The organism is Streptomyces sp. V3I8 (genome assembly GCF_030817535.1).
In the GTDB taxonomy this organism is placed as follows: Bacteria; Actinomycetota; Actinomycetes; order Streptomycetales; family Streptomycetaceae; genus Streptomyces.
Map to the genome: position 1 here is coordinate 2,573,884 of NZ_JAUSZL010000002.1, position 17,787 is coordinate 2,591,670.

Below are 17,787 nucleotides of genomic sequence, written 5' to 3' on the forward strand. Positions count from 1 at the left end.
ACCAGGGCCGCACGGGGTTCCGCGCGGCTCTCCTTACGGTGTTGCCTGCTCAGCAACTGTCCGCCTGCTCGACGTACCGGCGCAACGCCTTTGTGTCGAGCTGGCCCGGGGCACGCAGCGCCCGTGGGAACGCCCGGCGGCGAACCGCCAGGTCCAGACAGACCAGGGCGGGGTGTACATACGCACCCCGGCCGGGCAGCGTACCGCGAGGATCGGGGACGCATTCACCCCCGGCCGCCACGGCACGCAGCAGATCGGTCCTGGCCGCTCGCTCCCGGCACCCCACACAGGTGCGCTCAGGGCATGCGCGGGCATGCGTCCGGCCAGACACTCTTAAGTCTACCTCCCTGCACCGACCTCACCCCTTTGGGGCAAGTATCGAACAGTTGCCGCACATGAAACTGTCGTGATCCAAACCACCTGCGGCTGGGATCCATTCCCCGGTTCAGTCCGCGTCGCGGTCACCGGGCCGGTCACCGCCCTGGTCACCCGTCTGCTCGGTGTCCGGGCGGATGTCGATGCGCCAGCCGGTCAGCCGGGCGGCGAGCCGGGCGTTCTGCCCTTCCTTGCCGATCGCCAGCGACAGCTGGTAGTCCGGGACGATCACGCGCGCGGAGCGGGCCGCGAGGTCGACGACCTCGACCTTGGAGACCCGGGCCGGGGAGAGCGCGTTGCCCACCATGTCCGCGGGGTCGTCCGACCAGTCGACGATGTCGATCTTCTCGCCGTTCAGCTCGGCCATCACGTTGCGCACGCGGCCGCCCATCGGGCCGATGCAGGCGCCCTTGGCGTTCAGGCCGGACCGGGTGGACCGGACGGCGATCTTCGTGCGGTGACCCGCCTCGCGGGCGATGGCGGCGATCTCGACGGATCCGTCGGCGATCTCCGGGACCTCGAGCGCGAAGAGCTTCTTGACCAGGCTGGGGTGCGTGCGGGAGAGCGTCACGGACGGACCGCGGACGCCCTTGGCCACCCGTACGACGTACGACCGCAGCCGCATGCCGTGCTGGTACTTCTCGCCGGGGACCTGCTCCTGCACGGGCAGGATGGCCTCCAGCCGGCCGATGTCGACGAGCACGTTCTTCGGGTCGCGGCCCTGCTGGACGACACCGGTGACGATGTCGCCCTCGCGGCCCGCGTACTCGCCGAGCGTGGCGTCGTCCTCCGCGTCCCGCAGGCGCTGCAGGATGACCTGCTTGGCGGTGGTGGCGGCGATCCGGCCGAAGTCCGACGGGGTGTCGTCGAACTCGCGGGCCTCCTGCCCCTCCTCCAGGTCGGCGGCGTCCTCCTTCGCCCACACGGTCACATGACCGGTCTCCCGGTCGAGCTTCACGCGCGCGTGGCGGCGGCTTCCCTCGGTGCGGTGGTAGGCGATGAGGAGGGCCGACTCGATCGCCTCGACCAGCAGGTCGAAGGAGATCTCCTTCTCCCGCACCAGGCCCCGCAGGGCACTCATGTCGATGTCCACGGCTACGCCTCCTCCTCTTCCTTCGTGTCGACGTTCTTGTCGTCGTTCTTGCCTTCGGCCTTGCGGTTGAACTCGACCTGGACACGCGCCTTGGCGACGTCCCCGAAGGCGAGCCTCCTGGCGGTGGGCCTGCGCCCCTTCACGCCGGGTACCTCGACGTCGATGCCCTCGTCGTCCACCGTCAGGATCCGGGCGACCAGTTCGCCGCCGTCCTCCAGCCGGAACCGCACGAGGCGGCCGGTGGCACGTACGTAGTGACGGTGTTCGCCGAGCTCGCGCTCCGCGCCGGGCGTTCCCACCTCGAGGGTGTACTCGCCCTGGCCCATGGCCTCGGTCTCGTCGAGCTTCGCCGAGAGCGCGCGGCTCACATCGGCGACCGCGTCGAGGTCGGCCCCTTCGTCGGAGTCGACGACGACCCGCAGCACACGCTTGCGTCCCACCGAGTCCACTTCGATCTCCTCGAGATCGAGTCCCTGCGAGCTGACGAGCGGTTCCAGGAGCTCTCGCAGCCTCTCGCTCTGGGTGGTGCTCATCCGGGTGACTCCTCGGCCGCGTGTGCTGTTGTGGGTAGGGCGCGTGTCAGGTCAAAGGGTATCCGGTCCCGAGGGGTGTTGCCGTCCACCGAGGTCCGCCGGGCCACGGGGCGGCGCCGCTGGTGGGCGCGGGGACGGTACGCGGGTACCGTGATCAAGGGTCTGCCCTTTTCGTTCGTACGAGCCCTGACGAGGACGTCTGCCGTGCCGTTCACCCTGCCGTCGCGCACCCCCTCGGGGCCGCGCCGAAGGAGCCTGCTCGCCGGGGCCGCCGGAGCGGGCGCCGCGCTGCTCGCCGGCTGCTCCGCCTCCGACTCCTCCCCCGGTACCACCGGGAGTTCGTCCGCCGCCGCACGGGCACGCGCGCGTGCGGCCCGCGACAGCGAACGGCTCGCGGAGCGGTACCGGGCCGTGCTCGCGGCGCATCCCGCGCTGGACGCCCGGCTGGCACCGCTGCTGGCGGAGGTCGTACGGCACGCGCAGGCGTTCGGGGGCGGCGGGCGCGCCTCGGACGCGGCGTCGGCCTCCGCCCCGGCGCCCTCCTCCGCCGGCTCCTCCACAGGTCCTCCGGCGGGCGCGTCGCCGTCCCCCTCCCCCGCGGTGCCGGCGACGCGGAAGGCGGCCCTCGCCGAACTCGCGGCGGCCGAGCGCGCGTTGACGGACCGGCGGATGAAGGCGCTGGCGGACGTACCGGGAGAGCTGGCCCGGCTGCTGGCCTCGGTGGCCGCGGCCGGCGCGGGGCACGCGTTTTTGCTGACGGAGGACGAGAAGTGAGCGGTTCCGGCGGGGCAAGGGCACAGGCGGCGGGCGGGGCGGCCCGGGCGAAGGCGTCGGCGGAGCTGAGGGCCGCGCAGGCCGCGCTCGCCGCCGAGCACGCCGCCGTGTACGGCTACGGCGTCGTGGGCGGCACGATCGGCGACGGCCGGCGCGGCGAGGCGCGGGCCGCGTACGACGCGCACCGGGCCCGCCGCGACGAGCTGGCGCGGTCGGTGCGCGACCTGGGCGGGAAGCCCGGGCCCGCGGCGGCCGCGTACGCGCTGCCGTTCCGGGTGACGGACTCCGGGTCGGCCGTGCGGCTGGCCGCGGAGCTGGAGGACCGGGTGGCCGGGGTGTACTCCGACCTCGTCCGGGCCGCCGGGGGTGAGCGGCGGCGGGCAGCGGCCGAGGCCCTGCGGGAAGCCGCGGTGCGCGCGGTGCGCTGGCGCGGCGGGAGCGTAGCCTTCCCTGGTCTCGCCGAGCGGTCGGCCTCCGCCACCGCGCCGGCGGCACCGTCCTCGTGACGCCCAGGGAAGGGAACGACTCGCGCATGGCTTTCGAACCGCCGCCGCGTCTGGTCAAGGCGCTCGGCGAGACGGCACCGGACGGCGACGACTGGCTGGGGAAGCTGCCCCAGGCGGCCGAGCAGGCCGTCGTGACGCGCGAGTCGGCCGCGGAGCGTGTGCAGGTTCCCGGTGGGCGCAGCAGTCTGGTGGTCCTGATCCGGCTGCCGGACGGCACCCCCGCCGTCCTGAAGCTGGCACCGCGCCGGGCCCGCCCGGAGAGCGAGCGGGCCGCGCTGGCGCACTGGGACGGCCGGGGCGCGGTACGCCTCCTGGAGCCGGCCGGGGCCGAGGGTGTGCTGCTGCTGGAGCGGCTGCACCCCGATGTGTCCGTGCGGTCGCTGCCGGAGGCCAGGTCGATGCTGGAGGCGGCGGGCGCGCTGCGCAGGCTGTGGGTCGAGCCGCCCGCGGACCATGTCTTCGAGACCGTGGCCGGGCGGACGGAGCGGCAGGCCGCGGCGATGCGGGCGGGTGCCGACGCCGAGTCGGCGCCGCTGGTCGACGCGGCTCTCGCGGTGCGCGAGGAACTGCTGGCGTCCGCGCCCCCGGCGCGCCTGCTGCACGGCACCTTCCGGCAGAGCAAGGTCCTGGCGGGCGACCGAAGCCCCTGGCTGGCCGTCGGTCCCGACCCCGTGGTCGGCGAGTGCGCCTTCGACCTGGCCCGGCTGGTCCGCGACCGGGTCGAGGACCTGATCGCCTCGGCGTCCGGCGCCGCGACCACCCGCCGCCGGGTGAAACGGCTCGCGGACTCCCTGGACCTGGATCAGGAGCGGCTGCGCGGCTGGACCCTGTTCCGGGCCGTGGAGTCGGGCGTACGGGCCCGGCGCGTGGGCCGGCCCAGGGACGCCGAACTGCTGCTGGAGTTCGCCGCGTGGTTGTAGGAGCGGTGGAGCGGCGGGCTGTCCGTGCGCGCGCCGTCGTGGGCTGAGCGCGCGGTTCCCCGCGCCCCTCGAGGGGCGCGGGACTCCGCGGTGCTATGCCGTGAGGCGGGCGATCGCCTCGTCCACCGTCAGTTCCTCGCGCTCACCGGTGCGGCGGTCCTTCAGCTCCAGGACGCCTTCGGCCGAGCGCCGGCCGGCCACCAGGATCTTCGGTACGCCGATGAGTTCCGCGTCGGTGAACTTCACACCGGGCGAGACGCCCGCCCGGTCGTCCACGAGCACCCGTACGCCCGCCGCGCCCAGCTTCTCGGAGACGTCGAGCGCCAGCTCGGTCTGGAGGGCCTTGCCCGCGGCGACGACGTGGACGTCGGCCGGGGCGATCTCGGCGGGCCAGACCAGGCCCTGCTCGTCGGCGTGCTGCTCGGCGAGCGCCGCGACCGCGCGCGAGACACCGATGCCGTACGAGCCCATGGTGACGCGGACCGGCTTGCCCTGCTTGCCGAGCACGTCGAGCTGGAGGGCGTCGGCGTACTTGCGGCCGAGCTGGAAGATGTGGCCGATCTCGATGGCGCGGTCCAGCGTGAGGCCGGTGCCGCAGACGGGGCAGGGATCGCCCTCACGGACGACGACCGCGTCCACGTACGCGTCGACTTCGAAGTCACGACCCGCGACGACGTTCTTCGCGTGCACGCCCTCCTTGTTGGCGCCGGTGATCCAGGCGGTGCCGGGGGCGACGCGCGGGTCGGCGAGGTAGCGGACCTTCTCCAGGCCCTGCGGTCCGACGTAGCCGCGCACGAGGTCGTCGCGGCCCGTGAAGTCCTCGGCCGTGACGAGGTCGACGGCGGCGGGGGCGAAGTGCGCCTCCACCTTGTCCATGTCGACCTCGCGGTCGCCGGGCACGCCGATCGCCACGATCTCGCCGTCCACCTTGACCAGCAGGTTCTTCAGGGTGGCGGAGGCGGGCACCTGAAGGTACGCGGCGAGCGTCTCGATGGTCGGGGTCTCGGGGGTGGGGATCTCGTCCAGGGCGGGGACCCCGGCCGCGTCGACGGACTTCAGCGGGTGGGTGACCGCCTCGGTGTTGGCGGCGTAGTCGCAGTTCGGACAGTCGGCGAAGGTGTCCTCGCCGGCCGCGGCCGGGGCGAGGAACTCCTCGGACTTGGAGCCGCCCATGGCGCCCGCGGTGGCCGCGCAGATGCGGTAGTCCAGGCCGAGGCGCGCGAAGATCTTCTGGTACGCCTCGCGGTGCAGGGCGTACGACCGGGCCAGGCCCTCGTCCTCCGTGTCGAAGGAGTACGAGTCCTTCATCAGGAACTCGCGGCCGCGCAGGATGCCGGCGCGCGGGCGGGCCTCGTCGCGGTACTTGTTCTGGATCTGGTAGAGGATCACGGGCAGGTCCTTGTAGGACGTGCACTGGTCCTTGACCAGGAGGGTGAAGATCTCCTCGTGGGTCGGGCCGAGGAGGTAGTCGCCGCCCTTGCGGTCGTTGAGGCGGAACAGCTCGGGGCCGTACTCCTCCCAGCGGCCGGTCGCCTCGTAGGGCTCCTTCGGCAGCAGGGCGGGCAGCGTGACCTCCTGGGCGCCGATGGCGTCCATCTCCTCGCGGACGACGCGCTCCACGTTGGCCAGCACCTTCTTGCCCAGCGGCAGCCAGGACCACAGGCCGGCGGCGGTCCGGCGGACGTAGCCGGCGCGCACCAGCAGCTTGTGGCTGAGCACCTCGGCGTCCGCCGGGTCGTCACGCAGTGTCTTGACCATCAAACGGGACATGCGCTGGACCTGGGCCATGGTTCTCGACTCCTGCTGCGTAAGGGTGGTGCCTAGGAGGTTAGCCGGGCGGCCGCCGTCGCCGGAAATCCGTTTCGGCGGCGGGGACGGCGGTGGCGGCGGGCGGCCGATCCGGCGGAGGGATCCCGCGGGGGATCCGTCAGCGGCGTCTGAGGGGCAGCGGGGCGCCCATCACCACGTACGGCTTCGGCGCGCTGGGGAACAGCACCTGTACGGCCAGGTCCTCGTAGCCGAGCGAGCGGTACAGACCGCGGGCGGGGCTCTCCGTGTCGATGGCCGAGAGGATCGAGCGCGGTTCGGCGGCGCCGTCCGTGATGGTGGTGATGAGGGCGCGGCCGGCCCCGCGGTTCTGGAAGTCCGGGTGGACGTGCAGTTCGGTGATGACGAAGGAGTGGTCGAGCCACTCGTCGTGTCCCTCTCCGCGCAGGTAGGGCTCGACGACGGTGGACCACCAGTGCGTGCGGTCGTTGGGCATGCCGTAGACGAATCCGGCGAGCCGTCCGTCGGCGGTGGTCGCGCCGAGTGCGCGGGCGCCGGGGAAGGTGAGGTGGCGGAGCACGATCTGGCGCCGTACGGCGATCTCGTCCGCGCCGAGCCCGAAGGCGACGGCCTGGACGTTCAGCGCCTCGTCGATGCGGGTGGCCAGGTCCAGGGGGCCGATCACGATGTCGTCCGGCGTGAGGGGGCCCTGACCGGACTGACCGGGAAAGCGCAGCATGCCCCGGAGACTACCCGGGGCGCCTGCACCGCGTAGGCCGGGCCTGGCCTGCTTGTCGGGTGCGGGCCGGATGTGGCTGGTCGCGCGGTTCCCCCGCCCTCTCCTGACGGCGTGCCGCCGCGGGGGCGGCGCCGGGGCGCGCGGGCCTCTCTCAGAACAGGACGCTCATGAACGCGCCGGTCTCCTGGAAGCCGACCCTGCGGTAGGTGGCGCGGGCGGCCGTGTTGTAGTCGTTGACGTAGAGGCTGACCAGGGGGGCCACGTCCGCGAGCGCGTAGCGCAGGACGGCCGCCATGCCGGGGGCCGCGAGGCCCTGGCCGCGGTACTCGGGGGCGACCCAGACGCCCTGGATCTGGCAGGCCTGCGGGGTCGCGGCGCCGATCTCCGCCTTGAAGACGACCCGGCCGTCCCGGCCGACGTGGACGAACGAGCGCCCGCTGCCGACGAGTTCGGCGACCCGCGCCTGGTAGAGCAGGCCCCCGTCGCCCGCGAGCGGGGAGATGCCGACCTCCTCCGTGAACATCGCCACGCACGCCGGCATGATCGTCTCCATCTCGTCCTTGCGGGTACGGCGGACGTACGGATCCGGGGCGATGTCGGCGGGGAGCCGGTCGGCGACCATCAGGGGCTGGTGCGGCCTGACCTCGCGGGCGGGGCCCCAGCTGGGTTCGAGAAGGCGCCAGAGCAGGGCGGTGGCCTCGACGGGGCCGACGATGGAGGAGCAGCGGCGGCCCGCCCTGCGGGCGCGGTCCGCGAAGGCGCGTACGGCTCGGGGGCCGGCGCAGATGGGGACGAGGTTGGCGCCGGCGTAGCAGAGGGAGGTGAGCATGCCGTCCTCGTACCAGCCCCACATCTCGCCGCCGAGGCGCCAGGGGTCGAGGCCCGCGACCTGTACGCGGGACGTCACGAAGGCGTTCGCCACCGGCTCGCGGTCTAGGACGGCGAGCGCGGCGTCCAGGTCGCTCGGGCCGAGGACCCTGGTGGTCGTCTGCGTCAACACGTGCGGGGCCTTCACCATCAGGTCTGCTGGTCTCCGCACTGTACCTGCCGGATCTCGCCCCTGCCGCCCCGCCCTTGCCGTCCCTGGGGGCTGCGCCCCCGGGCCCCGCCGGCGCGCTCGTCCTCGAACGCCGGACGGGCCGAGATGCCCGGGGGCGCGGGGAACTGCGCGACCGGCCCCGCGCACCCGCACCGGGTCCGTCAGCCGGCGACCGACACCGACGGCTCCCCGGAGGGGATTCCGTCGGCCTCCATCTGCTCCGCGATCTTCATCGCTTCCTCGATGAGGGTCTCCACGATCTTCGACTCCGGGACCGTCTTGATGACCTCGCCCTTGACGAAGATCTGGCCCTTGCCGTTGCCGGAGGCGACGCCGAGGTCGGCCTCGCGGGCCTCGCCCGGGCCGTTCACCACGCAGCCCATGACCGCGACGCGCAGCGGGACCTCCATGCCCTCCAGGCCCGCGGTGACCTCCTCCGCGAGCTTGTAGACGTCGACCTGGGCGCGTCCGCAGGACGGGCAGGAGACGATCTCCAGGCGGCGCTGCTTGAGGTTCAGCGACTCCAGGATCTGCATCCCGACCTTGATCTCCTCGACCGGCGGGGCCGAGAGGGAGACGCGGATGGTGTCGCCGATGCCCTCGCTGAGCAGCGCCCCGAAGGCGACCGCCGACTTGATGGTGCCCTGGAAGGCCGGGCCCGCCTCGGTCACGCCGAGGTGCAGCGGGTAGTCGCAGGCGGCGGCGAGCTGCCGGTAGGCGTTGACCATGACGACCGGGTCGTTGTGCTTGACCGAGATCTTGATGTCCCGGAAGTCGTGCTCCTCGAAGAGCGACGCCTCCCACAGCGCGGACTCGACGAGCGCCTCGGGCGTCGCCTTGCCGTACTTCTGGAGCAGGCGCTTGTCGAGGGAACCGGCGTTGACCCCGATGCGGATCGGCGTGCCGGTGTCCTTGGCGGCCCGCGCGATCTCCTTGACCTGGTCGTCGAACTGCTTGATGTTGCCCGGGTTCACGCGCACCGCGGCGCAGCCGGCGTCGATCGCCGCGAAGACGTACTTCGGCTGGAAATGGATGTCCGCGATGACCGGGATCTGCGACTTGCGGGCGATGGTGGCGAGGGCGTCGGCGTCGTCCTGGGTCGGGCAGGCGACGCGGACGATCTGGCAGCCGGACGCGGTCAGCTCGGCGATCTGCTGGAGCGTGGCGCCGATGTCCGACGTACGCGTCGTCGTCATCGACTGCACCGAGACGGGTGCGTCCCCACCCACGGCCACGGTTCCGACCTGGATCTTCCGGCTCTTGCGGCGCACGGCGAGCCTGGTGGGAACGTCCGGAATGCCGAGTGAAATCGCGGTCATCTGCTGTGCAACCCCAAGGTAAGGATTCGGTCGGTCCCGAAAGCTGACGGGCTCCAGTCACCGAGATTACGTCACCCTTGCGGACCGGAGCACCTTCCCCGTGCAGGACCACTCGATGAGGGACGGCCGGACACACGTCGTGTCCGGCCGTCACCAACTGGGTATGGCTAGGAGATTCTCACCGGGTTAACGACGTCCGCGATCAGGACCAGGATCGTGAAGCAGATGAAGATTCCGGCCACCACGTACGCGACGGGCATCAGCTTCGCCACGTCGAACGGGCCGGGGTCCGGGCGCCGCAGCACCTTGGCCGCGTTGCGCCGCAGCGACTCCCACAGGGCGCCCGCGATGTGCCCGCCGTCGAGCGGCAGCAGCGGGAGCATGTTGAACAGGAACAGGGAGAGGTTGAAGCCCGCGACGAGGAACAGCATCATCGCGATCTGGTTCTCCGGCGGGATGTCCAGCGTGAAGACCTCACCGCCGACGCGGGCCGCGCCGACCACGCCCATCGGGGAGTCCGCCTCGCGCGGGCCGTCGCCGAAGGCCGCGTCCCACAGGGCGGGGATCTTGGACGGCAGGTTGACCAGCGACTCGACGCCGTTCTGCATCATGTCGCCCATGCGGTCCACGGACTGCCCGAACGACTGCTGGACGATGCCGGAGGCGGGCGTGAAGCCGAGGAAGCCGGCGTACACGTACTTGCCCTCGACGTAGCCGCCCTCGCCGTCGGTCTGGCTGACCTGGTTGCGGATCAGGTGGGCGGAGAGGTCGAGCTGCTTGCCGTCGCGCTCGACGGTCAGGGTGACGTCCTTGCCGGGGTTGGCGCGGATGTCGGACTGCAGGGCCGACCAGTCGGTGACCTTCTCGCCGTTGAACGCGAGGATCTTGTCACCGCCCTCGAGACCGGCGGCCTTGGCGGGCGCGGCCGTGTCGCTCTTCCGGCACTCGGACCGGGACTCGCTCTGCTCGATGACGCAGTCGGAGACCTTGCCGACGGTGGTGGTCTGGGTCTGGACGCCGAAGGTCATCATCACGCCGAGGAAGATCGCGACGGCCAGGATCAGGTTCATGAAAGGGCCGGCGAACATCACGATGACGCGCTTCCACGGCTTGCGCGTGTAGAAGAGGCGGTCCTCGTCACCCGGCTGCAGTTCCTCGAAGGACTGCGCCCTGGCGTCCTCGATCATGCCGCGCCACGGCGAGGTCGAGCGGGCCTCGATCCGGCCGTCGGGGCCGGGCGGGAACATGCCGATCATGCGGATGTAGCCGCCGAGCGGGATCGCCTTGACGCCGTACTCCGTGTCGCCCTTCCTGCGCGAGAAGATCGTCGGGCCGAAGCCGACCATGTACTGCGGCACGCGGATGCCGAAGAGCTTGGCCGTGGAGAGATGTCCCAGCTCGTGCCAGGCGATCGAGAAGAGCAGGCCGACCGCGAAGACGACTATGCCGAGGATCATCATCAGGGTCGTCATGCACGAGCCTCCGCCGTTGTCATGGCTGTCGTCCGAGCTGCTGTCTGTGCTGTCAGTTCGCGGGCCCGGGCGCGGGCCCAGGTCTCCGCTTCGAGGACGTCCGCCACGGTGAGCGGGGTTCCCGTCAGGGGCGTGCCGTGCTCGGCGACGACCTCGGTGACGGTCTCCATGATCCCGTTGAACGGCAGCGTGCCGTTCAGGAACGCGTCCACACATTCTTCGTTGGCGGCATTGAACACCGCGGGGGCCGTGCCCGCGAGCTCCCCGACGTGCCGGGCGAGCCCCACCGACGGAAACGCGTCGTTGTCGAGGGGGAAGAACTCCCAGCTCGACGCCCTGGACCAGTCGAAGGCGGGCGCGGCGTCCGGGACGCGACCGGGCCAGCCCAGACCGATGGCGATCGGCCCCCGCATGTCGGGGGGTGTCGCCTGGGCCATCGTCGATCCGTCCGTGAACTCCACCATCGAGTGGACATACGACTGCGGGTGCACGACCACCTCAATGTGCTCGAAGGCAATGTCGTAGAGGAGGTGCGCCTCGATGACTTCGAGCCCCTTGTTGACGAGGGTCGCGGAGTTGACGGTGATGACCGGACCCATGGCCCAGGTGGGGTGTGCGAGGGCGTCCTTCGGGGTGACGTCGGCCAGCTCGGCCTTCGTACGTCCCCTGAAGGGGCCGCCGGAGGCGGTGACGACGAGTTTGCGTACGTCTGCCCGGGTGCCGGAGGCCAGCGCCTGGAACAGGGCGGCGTGCTCGGAGTCGACCGGGATGATCTGGCCCGGCGCGGCCAGCGCCTTCACCAGGTCGCCGCCGACGATGAGCGACTCCTTGTTGGCGAGCGCGAGGGTGCGGCCCGCCTCCAGGGCGGCGAGGGTCGGGGCGAGACCGATCGAGCCGGTGATGCCGTTCAGGACGGTGTGGCCCGGGGAGGCGGCGAGGTGGGTGGCCGCGTCCGCTCCGGCGAGCAGCTCGGGCAGGGGTTCCCCGGGGCCGTACCGCGCGGACAGGGCCTCGCGCAGGGCCGGTACGGCGTCCTCGCGCGCCACGGCGACGGCCTTGACGCGGAGCCGGTGCGCCTGCTCCGCCAGCAGTTCCACCCTCCCGCCCGCCGCGGAGAGGCCGGTCACGCGGAACCGGTCGGGGTTGCGCAGCACGAGGTCGATGGCCTGCGTGCCGATCGATCCGGTGGAGCCGAGGATCACGACATCCCGGCTTCCGTCCACGGGATCGAAGACGAGATGCGGGTCGGCGAGGGGGGCTGGACGGTCACTCATCCCCCCATTGTCGCCGCAACGCCACTGCGGAGGGTACGGGGGCGCCCTACGAGTGCCGCGTAAAGGTCCCGTCAGGAGCGCGTCAAAGGCGCGGGGAACCGTGCGACAAGCCCCCACCGGGCCGGTGACCGTCCCCGGCTCCGCAGCAGCCCCTGCCTTGTGCGCTTGCGCCGGCTCCGGGACTTGCCCGCACGCCGTGGGCGGGGCTTCACGCCCACCGCGTCCTCCGCCGGAGGCACCGGCTCGAGGTCCCCTTCGACGACCCCCTCCGCCGTGTCCGGGGTGGGCGCGCTGAGACGCAGCCCGTCCGTCCGCCGCCCGTCGCCCCCGTTCGCCATTGCGCTCGTTGCCGGCGCACAGCTTCTGTGCGGCAAGCGGCGCAATGACGACGGGGACACCGGTGAATTCCTGGGGAAAGGGTCAGCGGACGGGACGGTGGACGTTCTCCTTCTCGGACGCCCCGGGGGTCGCGTCGGCGATCCAGGGGCCCTCGCCCGAGGGGTCGACGATGCCGTCCTCCAGCCAGGTGTAGGCGCCGCCGAGGACGCCCCGGACGACCTTGTGGTCGAGGTTGTCGGTGTTGGTCCAGAGCCGGCCGAAGAGTTCCTCCACCCGGATGCGGGACTGACCGCAGAAGGCGTCCGCGAGCTGGTAGGCCGCGCGGCCGTGCGCCTCGGTGGTGCGCAGGAGTTCGGCGCGTACGCACACGGCGCTCATCGCGAACAGTTCGGCGCCGATGTCGACGATCCGGCCGAGGAAGCCCTGCTTGGTCTCCATCCGGCCCTGCCAGCGGGACATGGCGTAGAAGGTGGACCGGGCGAGCTTGCGGGCCGAGCGTTCCACGTACCGCAGGTGACCGGAGAGGTCGACGTGGCCTGCCGGGTGGAACTCCGCGTACGAGCGCGGGAGCTGCCCGGGGCCCGCGACCAGCTTGGGGAACCACTTGGCGTAGAAGAGCCCGGCGTTCGCGCCCGCCCTCGCCTTGTCGGTCAGGGACTTGTCGGGGTCGATGAGGTCACCGGCGACGGAGAGGTGGGCGTCGACGGCCTCGCGGGCGATCAGCAGGTGCATGATCTCCGTCGAGCCCTCGAAGATGCGGTTGATGCGCAGGTCGCGCAGCACCTGCTCGGCCGGCACGGCCCGTTCGCCGCGGGCGGCGAGCGAGTCGGCGGTCTCGAAGCCGCGGCCGCCGCGGATCTGGACCAGTTCGTCGGCCATCAGCCAGGCCATCTCGGACCCGTACAGCTTGGCGAGGGCGGCCTCGATGCGGATGTCGTTGCGGTCCTCGTCGGCCATCTGGGACGACAGGTCGAGGACGGCCTCCAGGGCGAACGTGGTCGCCGCGATGAAGGAGATCTTCGCGCCCACGGCCTCGTGGTGGGCGACCGGCTTGCCCCACTGCTCGCGCACGGAGGACCACTCGCGGGCGATCTTGAGGCACCACTTGCCGGCGCCGACGCACATGGCGGGCAGCGACAGCCGCCCGGTGTTGAGCGTGGCCAGGGCGATCTTGAGTCCGGCGCCCTCGGGACCGATGCGGTTCGCGGCGGGCACCCGGACCCGGTGGAAGCGCGTGACGCCGTTCTCCAGGCCGCGCAGCCCCATGAACGCGTTGCGGTGCTCGACGGTGACACCCTCCGCGGCCGCCTCCACGACGAAGGCGGTGATGCCGCCCTTGTGGCCCTCGGACCTCGGTACCCGCGCCATCACGACCAGCAGGTCGGCGACCACGCCGTTGGTCGTCCAGAGCTTGACCCCGTCGAGGACGTAGTCCTCGCCGTCGGGTACGGCGCTGGTGGCGAGCCGCGCCGGGTCGGAGCCCACGTCCGGCTCGGTGAGCAGGAAGGCGGAGATGTCGGTACGGGCCAGGCGCGGCAGGAAGGCGTCCTTCTGCTCCTGGGTGCCGAAGATCTTCAGCGGCTGCGGGACGCCGATCGACTGGTGCGCCGAGAGCAGCGCGCCGAGCGCCGGGTTCGCGGAGCCGACCAGGGCGAGCGCCTTGTTGTAGTAGACCTGCGTCAGGCCGAGGCCGCCGTACTTCGTGTCGATCTTCATGCCGAGGGCGCCGAGCTCCTTGAGCCCGTTGATCACCTCGTCGGGGATGCGGGCCTCCCGCTCGATGAGCGCGGAGTCGACCTTGGTCTCGCAGAAGTCGCGCAGCGTGGCGAGGAACTGCTCACCGCGCCGGGCGTCCTCGTCGGGGGGCAGGGGGTGGGGGTGGATCAGGTCGAGCCGGAAGCGGCCGAGGAAGAGCTCCTTGGCGAAGCTGGGTTTGCGCCAGTCCCGCTCCCGGGCGGCCTCGGCGACCTGCCGGGCCTCGCGTTCGGTGACAGCGGGCTGGTGGGGTGTTGCGGACAAGAGGCTCACCTCGCCGCGAATAGGGATCTTGGTCCGTTACGTTACTCACCGGTTCTACTCGCTCGTTGGTACCTGATTCCGGACGGACCCACCACCCCCGGCGCGTCATTCGGCGCATACGGAAGACCGGAGGGCAGGCCCGCAGGACCGCGCGACAGGGGCGCGGGGAACCGCGCGCTCGCCCCTCGCGCACCCGCACCCGCCCCGTGGTGCGTCCGGGTAACCGACGAAGTCGAAGCGCTTCGACGACCTATGGACACCCATCCCGCGTCAAGCTACTGTCGAGCCACCCTCACTTCACCTCTTGTCCACGACGCGCACTGTCGAAGCGCTTCACACCACCTGGAGAGCTGGATGGTCACCCTCGCCGAGGTCGCCCAGCATGCCGGAGTCTCGGCGAGCACGGTGAGCTATGTCCTCAGCGGCAAGCGGTCCATCTCCGCGGGCACCCGCCGGCGGGTCGAGGAGAGCATCCAGGAGCTCGGTTACCACCCCAACGCGGGCGCCCGCGCGCTGGCAAGCAACCGGTCCAACATCATCGCGCTGATGATCCCGCTCCGCACGGACATGTACGTACCCGTGATGATGGAGATCGCCATCGCGGTGACGACCTCGGCGCGCGCCCACGGGTACGACGTGCTGCTGCTCACCGGTGAGGAGGGGCCCGACGCGGTGCGCCGGATCACCGGGAGCGGGCTCGCCGACGCGATGATCCTGATGGACGTCGAACTCGACGACGAGCGGCTGCCGCTGCTGCGGGGCACCGGGCAGCCGTCCGTCCTGATCGGGCTGCCCGCCGACACCGGCGGACTGACCTGCGTGGACCTCGACTTCGGTGCGACGGGCGCGCTGTGCGTCGAACATCTCGCGAAGTTCGGCCATCGTGACATCGCTGTCATCGGTGAGGCGCCCGCGGTGTATGAGCGGCACACGGGGTTCGCCGAGCGCACGCTCGACGGACTGCGCTCCCGTGCGCGGGAACTCGGCCTGCGGGTGCTGCACCGCCCCTGCGAGGGCGGCTTCGACGCCATGTCCCTGACCCTGGCCCGGGTCTTCGACGAGCGCCCCGGCACCACGGGCTTCGTCGTGCAGAACGAGTCCGCCGTCGAGCCGCTGCTCGCGCTGCTGCGCCGGCAGGGGCGGGCCGTGCCGGAGGACGTGTCGGTGGTCGCGATCTGCCCGGACCAGGTCGCCGTACAGGCCTCGGTGCGGCTGACCTCGGTCGCCATCCCCGCCCAGGAGATGGGCCGCAACGCGGTGGAGCACCTGGTGGCCAAGCTGGCGGGGCGCGGCGAGGACCAGGTCGTGCTCCTCGCACCCGAGTTGACGGTCCGGGCGAGCACGGGCCCGGCCCCCGCCCCGGCCCCGGCCGCTCCCTGACCCGACCCCGCTCCACCTCGTACGGCCTCGTCCCGCACGTCCTCGCCCCGCACCTGCTCGTCCCGCTCCCGCTTCTTCCCGTCCCGTCCCGTCCCGCTCCGCCTTCCGCACGTGTGCCGCCGGGTCCTGTCGCCACTCATTCCTTCAGGAGCACCCCGTATGAATCAGCCTGCCGAGAACCGCCCCGGACAGCCGGCACAGCCCGGCCCGGGGTCCGCCAGTCTGGCCCAGTCCTCCCCCACCGTCGGTACGTTCCGCGAACGCGACGGCGCGCTGGAATGGAGCGGCCGCCAGGAGACCGTACGCATCGAGCCGTGGGGTCCCGACGCCGTCCGGGTCCGGGCCAGGCTCGGCGGGCCCGTCCTGGAGGGTCTGCCCGCCGCCGTGCTCGACGAGCCGCCCGCCGCCGTGGCCACCGTCAAGACCGAGGGCGGCCGGGGTCTGCTGACCGTCGGCGCGCTGACCGTCGAGGTCGACGCCGAGGGGCTGCTCCGCTTCGTCCGCACCGGCGACGGGGCCGAACTCCTCGCCGAGGAACGCGCCCACTTCTGGTGGCCCGGACCGCGCCTCTACACGCCCGTCGGCAACGGCCACCACCGCCTGGAGCAGCGCTTCGCCGCGTACGACGGCGAGAAGCTGTACGGACTGGGACAGCACCAGCACGGGCTGCTCGACCAGAAGGGCGCCGTCCTCGACCTGGTCCAGCGCAACGCCGAGGTGACCATCCCCGTCCTCACGTCCAACCGTGGCTACACCCTGCTGTGGAACAGCCCGGCGATCGGCCGCGTCGAGCTGGCCGGCAACGGCACGCGCTGGGTGGCGGACTCGGCCCGGCAGATCGACTACTGGATCACGGCGGGCGATCCGGCCGACGCGCAGCGCCGGTACAGCGCGGTGACCGGCCGGACGCCGATGCTGCCCGAGTGGGCGGCGGGCTTCTGGCAGTGCAAGCTGCGCTACCGCACCCAGGACGAACTGCTCGGCGTGGCCCGGGAGTACAAGCGCCGGGGACTGCCCGTCGACGTCATCGTCTGCGACTTCTTCCACTGGACGCACCTGGGCGACTGGAAGTTCGACCCGGCCGAGTGGCCGGACCCGGCGGCGATGCAGCGGGAACTGGCGGAGCTGGGTATCAAGCTCGTCGTGTCCGTCTGGCCGTCCGTCTCCCCGCTCTCCGAGAACCACCAGCTCATGGAGCAGCAGGGCTGGTTCATCGGCACGCAGTACGGGCCCATGGCGCACGCGGACTGGCCGGACAAGGGGGTCGCCTCCACGGTGCAGGTCGCCTTCTACGACGCGACGAACCCCGAGGCCCGTGCGTTCCTCTGGTCGAAGGTCAGGGACAACTACCTGGAGCCGTACGGGATCACGTCGTTCTGGCTGGACGCCTGCGAGCCCGAGCTGAAGCCGGGCTTCCAGGAGAACCTGCGCTACTGGGCGGGCCCCGGGCTCGAAGTGGGCAACATGTACCCACGTGAGAACGCCCGCGCCTTCCACGAGGGCATGCTGGCGGCCGGCGAGAGCGAGGTCGTCACCCTCAACCGCTCGGCCTGGGCGGGCAGTCAGCGCTACGGCGCCGCCCTGTGGTCCGGCGACATCGGCACCGACTTCGCGACCCTGCGCCGCCAGATAGCGGCGGGCCTCAACACCTCGCTGTCCGGCATCCCGTGGTGGAACACCGACATCGGCGGCTTCCACGGCGGCGACCCGGACGACCCGGCGTACCGCGAGGTGATGATCCGCTGGTTCCAGTTCGGCGCGCTGTCCCCGCTGATGCGCCTGCACGGCTTCCGCGACCCGGGCACCCCCCTCGGCCCGGAGATGACCGGCGGCCCGAACGAGGTGTGGTCGTACGGCGAGGAGGCGGGCGCGATCCTGGAGAAGTACCTGCACCTGCGCGAGCGCCTGAAGCCGTACGTGCTGGAGGTCATGCGCGAGGCCCACGAGGAGGGCCTGCCGGTGATGCGGCCGCTGTTCCTGGAGTTCCCCGGGGACCAGGCGGCCTGGTCGGTGGACGACGCGTACCTCTTCGGCCGGGACCTGCTGGTCGCGCCGGTGCTCACGGCGGGCGCGACGGCCCGTACCGCGTATCTTCCGGCGGGGGCGCGCTGGACGGACGCGTGGACCGGCGAGGTGTACCAGGGGGGCGCGGCCGTGACCGTGGACGCCCCGCTGGACCGCATCCCGCTGTTCCTGCGGGACGGCGCGCGGCTGCCCGTGACGGGGTAGCCGCGCGCC

Annotated in this window: 15 protein-coding genes; 5 read left to right on the forward strand and 10 right to left on the reverse strand. The window is 72.0% G+C overall.

Annotation, left to right across the window (positions count from 1 at the left end):
* Positions 1-49: 49 nt before the first annotated feature.
* From QFZ75_RS11185 to rimP, 3 genes are all read right to left on the reverse strand, one after another.
* Positions 50-331 carry a YlxR family protein gene (locus QFZ75_RS11185; protein ID WP_307536082.1) on the reverse strand — a complete coding sequence of 94 codons (282 nt, stop codon included), beginning with the start codon at positions 329-331 and terminating at the stop codon, positions 50-52.
* Positions 332-445: 114 nt separating this feature from the next.
* Positions 446-1,468 (reverse strand): transcription termination factor NusA, encoded by a 1,023-nt coding sequence (gene nusA, locus QFZ75_RS11190; protein ID WP_307536084.1) that lies wholly within the window; start codon positions 1,466-1,468, stop codon positions 446-448.
* Between the two features lie 2 nt (positions 1,469-1,470).
* Positions 1,471-2,001: a ribosome maturation factor RimP gene (rimP, locus tag QFZ75_RS11195; protein ID WP_307536086.1), complete on the reverse strand. Its 531-nt coding sequence runs from the start codon at positions 1,999-2,001 to the stop codon at positions 1,471-1,473.
* 204 nt (positions 2,002-2,205) lie between these two features.
* Between rimP and QFZ75_RS11200 the strand changes: the two genes are divergently transcribed.
* From QFZ75_RS11200 to QFZ75_RS11210, 3 genes are read left to right on the forward strand one after another with little or no spacing between them, the layout of a single operon-like run.
* Positions 2,206-2,775 carry a hypothetical protein gene (locus QFZ75_RS11200; RefSeq protein WP_307536088.1) on the forward strand — a complete coding sequence of 190 codons (570 nt, stop codon included), beginning with the start codon at positions 2,206-2,208 and terminating at the stop codon, positions 2,773-2,775.
* Positions 2,772-3,281, forward strand: coding sequence for a ferritin-like domain-containing protein (locus QFZ75_RS11205; protein ID WP_373465842.1), 510 nt, complete (start codon positions 2,772-2,774; stop codon positions 3,279-3,281). Before QFZ75_RS11200 ends, QFZ75_RS11205 begins: the two co-directional genes overlap by 4 nt.
* A gap of 26 nt (positions 3,282-3,307) precedes the next feature.
* Complete coding sequence (locus QFZ75_RS11210) at positions 3,308-4,201, forward strand: aminoglycoside phosphotransferase family protein (RefSeq protein ID WP_307536090.1); 894 nt, start codon at positions 3,308-3,310, stop codon at positions 4,199-4,201.
* 93 nt (positions 4,202-4,294) lie between these two features.
* Here QFZ75_RS11210 and QFZ75_RS11215 read toward each other — a convergent pair whose 3' ends face one another.
* The 7 genes from QFZ75_RS11215 to QFZ75_RS11245 form a co-directional block, all read right to left on the reverse strand.
* A complete protein-coding gene (locus tag QFZ75_RS11215) occupies positions 4,295-5,989 on the reverse strand; it encodes a proline--tRNA ligase (RefSeq protein WP_307536092.1) in 1,695 nt (564 codons plus the stop codon).
* Between the two features lie 139 nt (positions 5,990-6,128).
* On the reverse strand, positions 6,129-6,707 hold the full coding sequence (locus QFZ75_RS11220; protein ID WP_307536094.1) for a GNAT family N-acetyltransferase: 579 nt from the start codon (positions 6,705-6,707) through the stop codon (positions 6,129-6,131).
* A 151-nt stretch (positions 6,708-6,858) separates the two neighbouring features.
* Positions 6,859-7,707: a GNAT family N-acetyltransferase gene (locus tag QFZ75_RS11225; RefSeq protein WP_307536096.1), complete on the reverse strand. Its 849-nt coding sequence runs from the start codon at positions 7,705-7,707 to the stop codon at positions 6,859-6,861.
* A 200-nt stretch (positions 7,708-7,907) separates the two neighbouring features.
* Positions 7,908-9,065: a flavodoxin-dependent (E)-4-hydroxy-3-methylbut-2-enyl-diphosphate synthase gene (gene ispG / locus QFZ75_RS11230; RefSeq protein ID WP_307536098.1), complete on the reverse strand. Its 1,158-nt coding sequence runs from the start codon at positions 9,063-9,065 to the stop codon at positions 7,908-7,910.
* Positions 9,066-9,232: 167 nt separating this feature from the next.
* The gene (locus tag QFZ75_RS11235; protein ID WP_307536100.1) at positions 9,233-10,537 is read right to left on the reverse strand and encodes an RIP metalloprotease; all 1,305 of its coding nucleotides are present in this window, start codon (positions 10,535-10,537) and stop codon (positions 9,233-9,235) included.
* A complete protein-coding gene (dxr, locus tag QFZ75_RS11240; protein WP_307536102.1) occupies positions 10,534-11,811 on the reverse strand; it encodes a 1-deoxy-D-xylulose-5-phosphate reductoisomerase in 1,278 nt (425 codons plus the stop codon). Before dxr ends, QFZ75_RS11235 begins: the two co-directional genes overlap by 4 nt.
* A gap of 420 nt (positions 11,812-12,231) precedes the next feature.
* Entirely contained in the window at positions 12,232-14,178 is a 1,947-nt protein-coding gene (locus QFZ75_RS11245; protein ID WP_307536104.1) for an acyl-CoA dehydrogenase family protein, read from the reverse strand.
* Positions 14,179-14,523: 345 nt separating this feature from the next.
* Here QFZ75_RS11245 and QFZ75_RS11250 point away from each other — a divergent pair, with 345 nt between their 5' ends.
* Both QFZ75_RS11250 and QFZ75_RS11255 read left to right on the forward strand, forming a co-directional pair.
* Positions 14,524-15,549 (forward strand): LacI family DNA-binding transcriptional regulator, encoded by a 1,026-nt coding sequence (locus tag QFZ75_RS11250; protein WP_307536106.1) that lies wholly within the window; start codon positions 14,524-14,526, stop codon positions 15,547-15,549.
* Between the two features lie 159 nt (positions 15,550-15,708).
* A complete protein-coding gene (locus tag QFZ75_RS11255) occupies positions 15,709-17,778 on the forward strand; it encodes a glycoside hydrolase family 31 protein (protein WP_307536108.1) in 2,070 nt (689 codons plus the stop codon).
* Positions 17,779-17,787 lie beyond the last annotated feature (9 nt).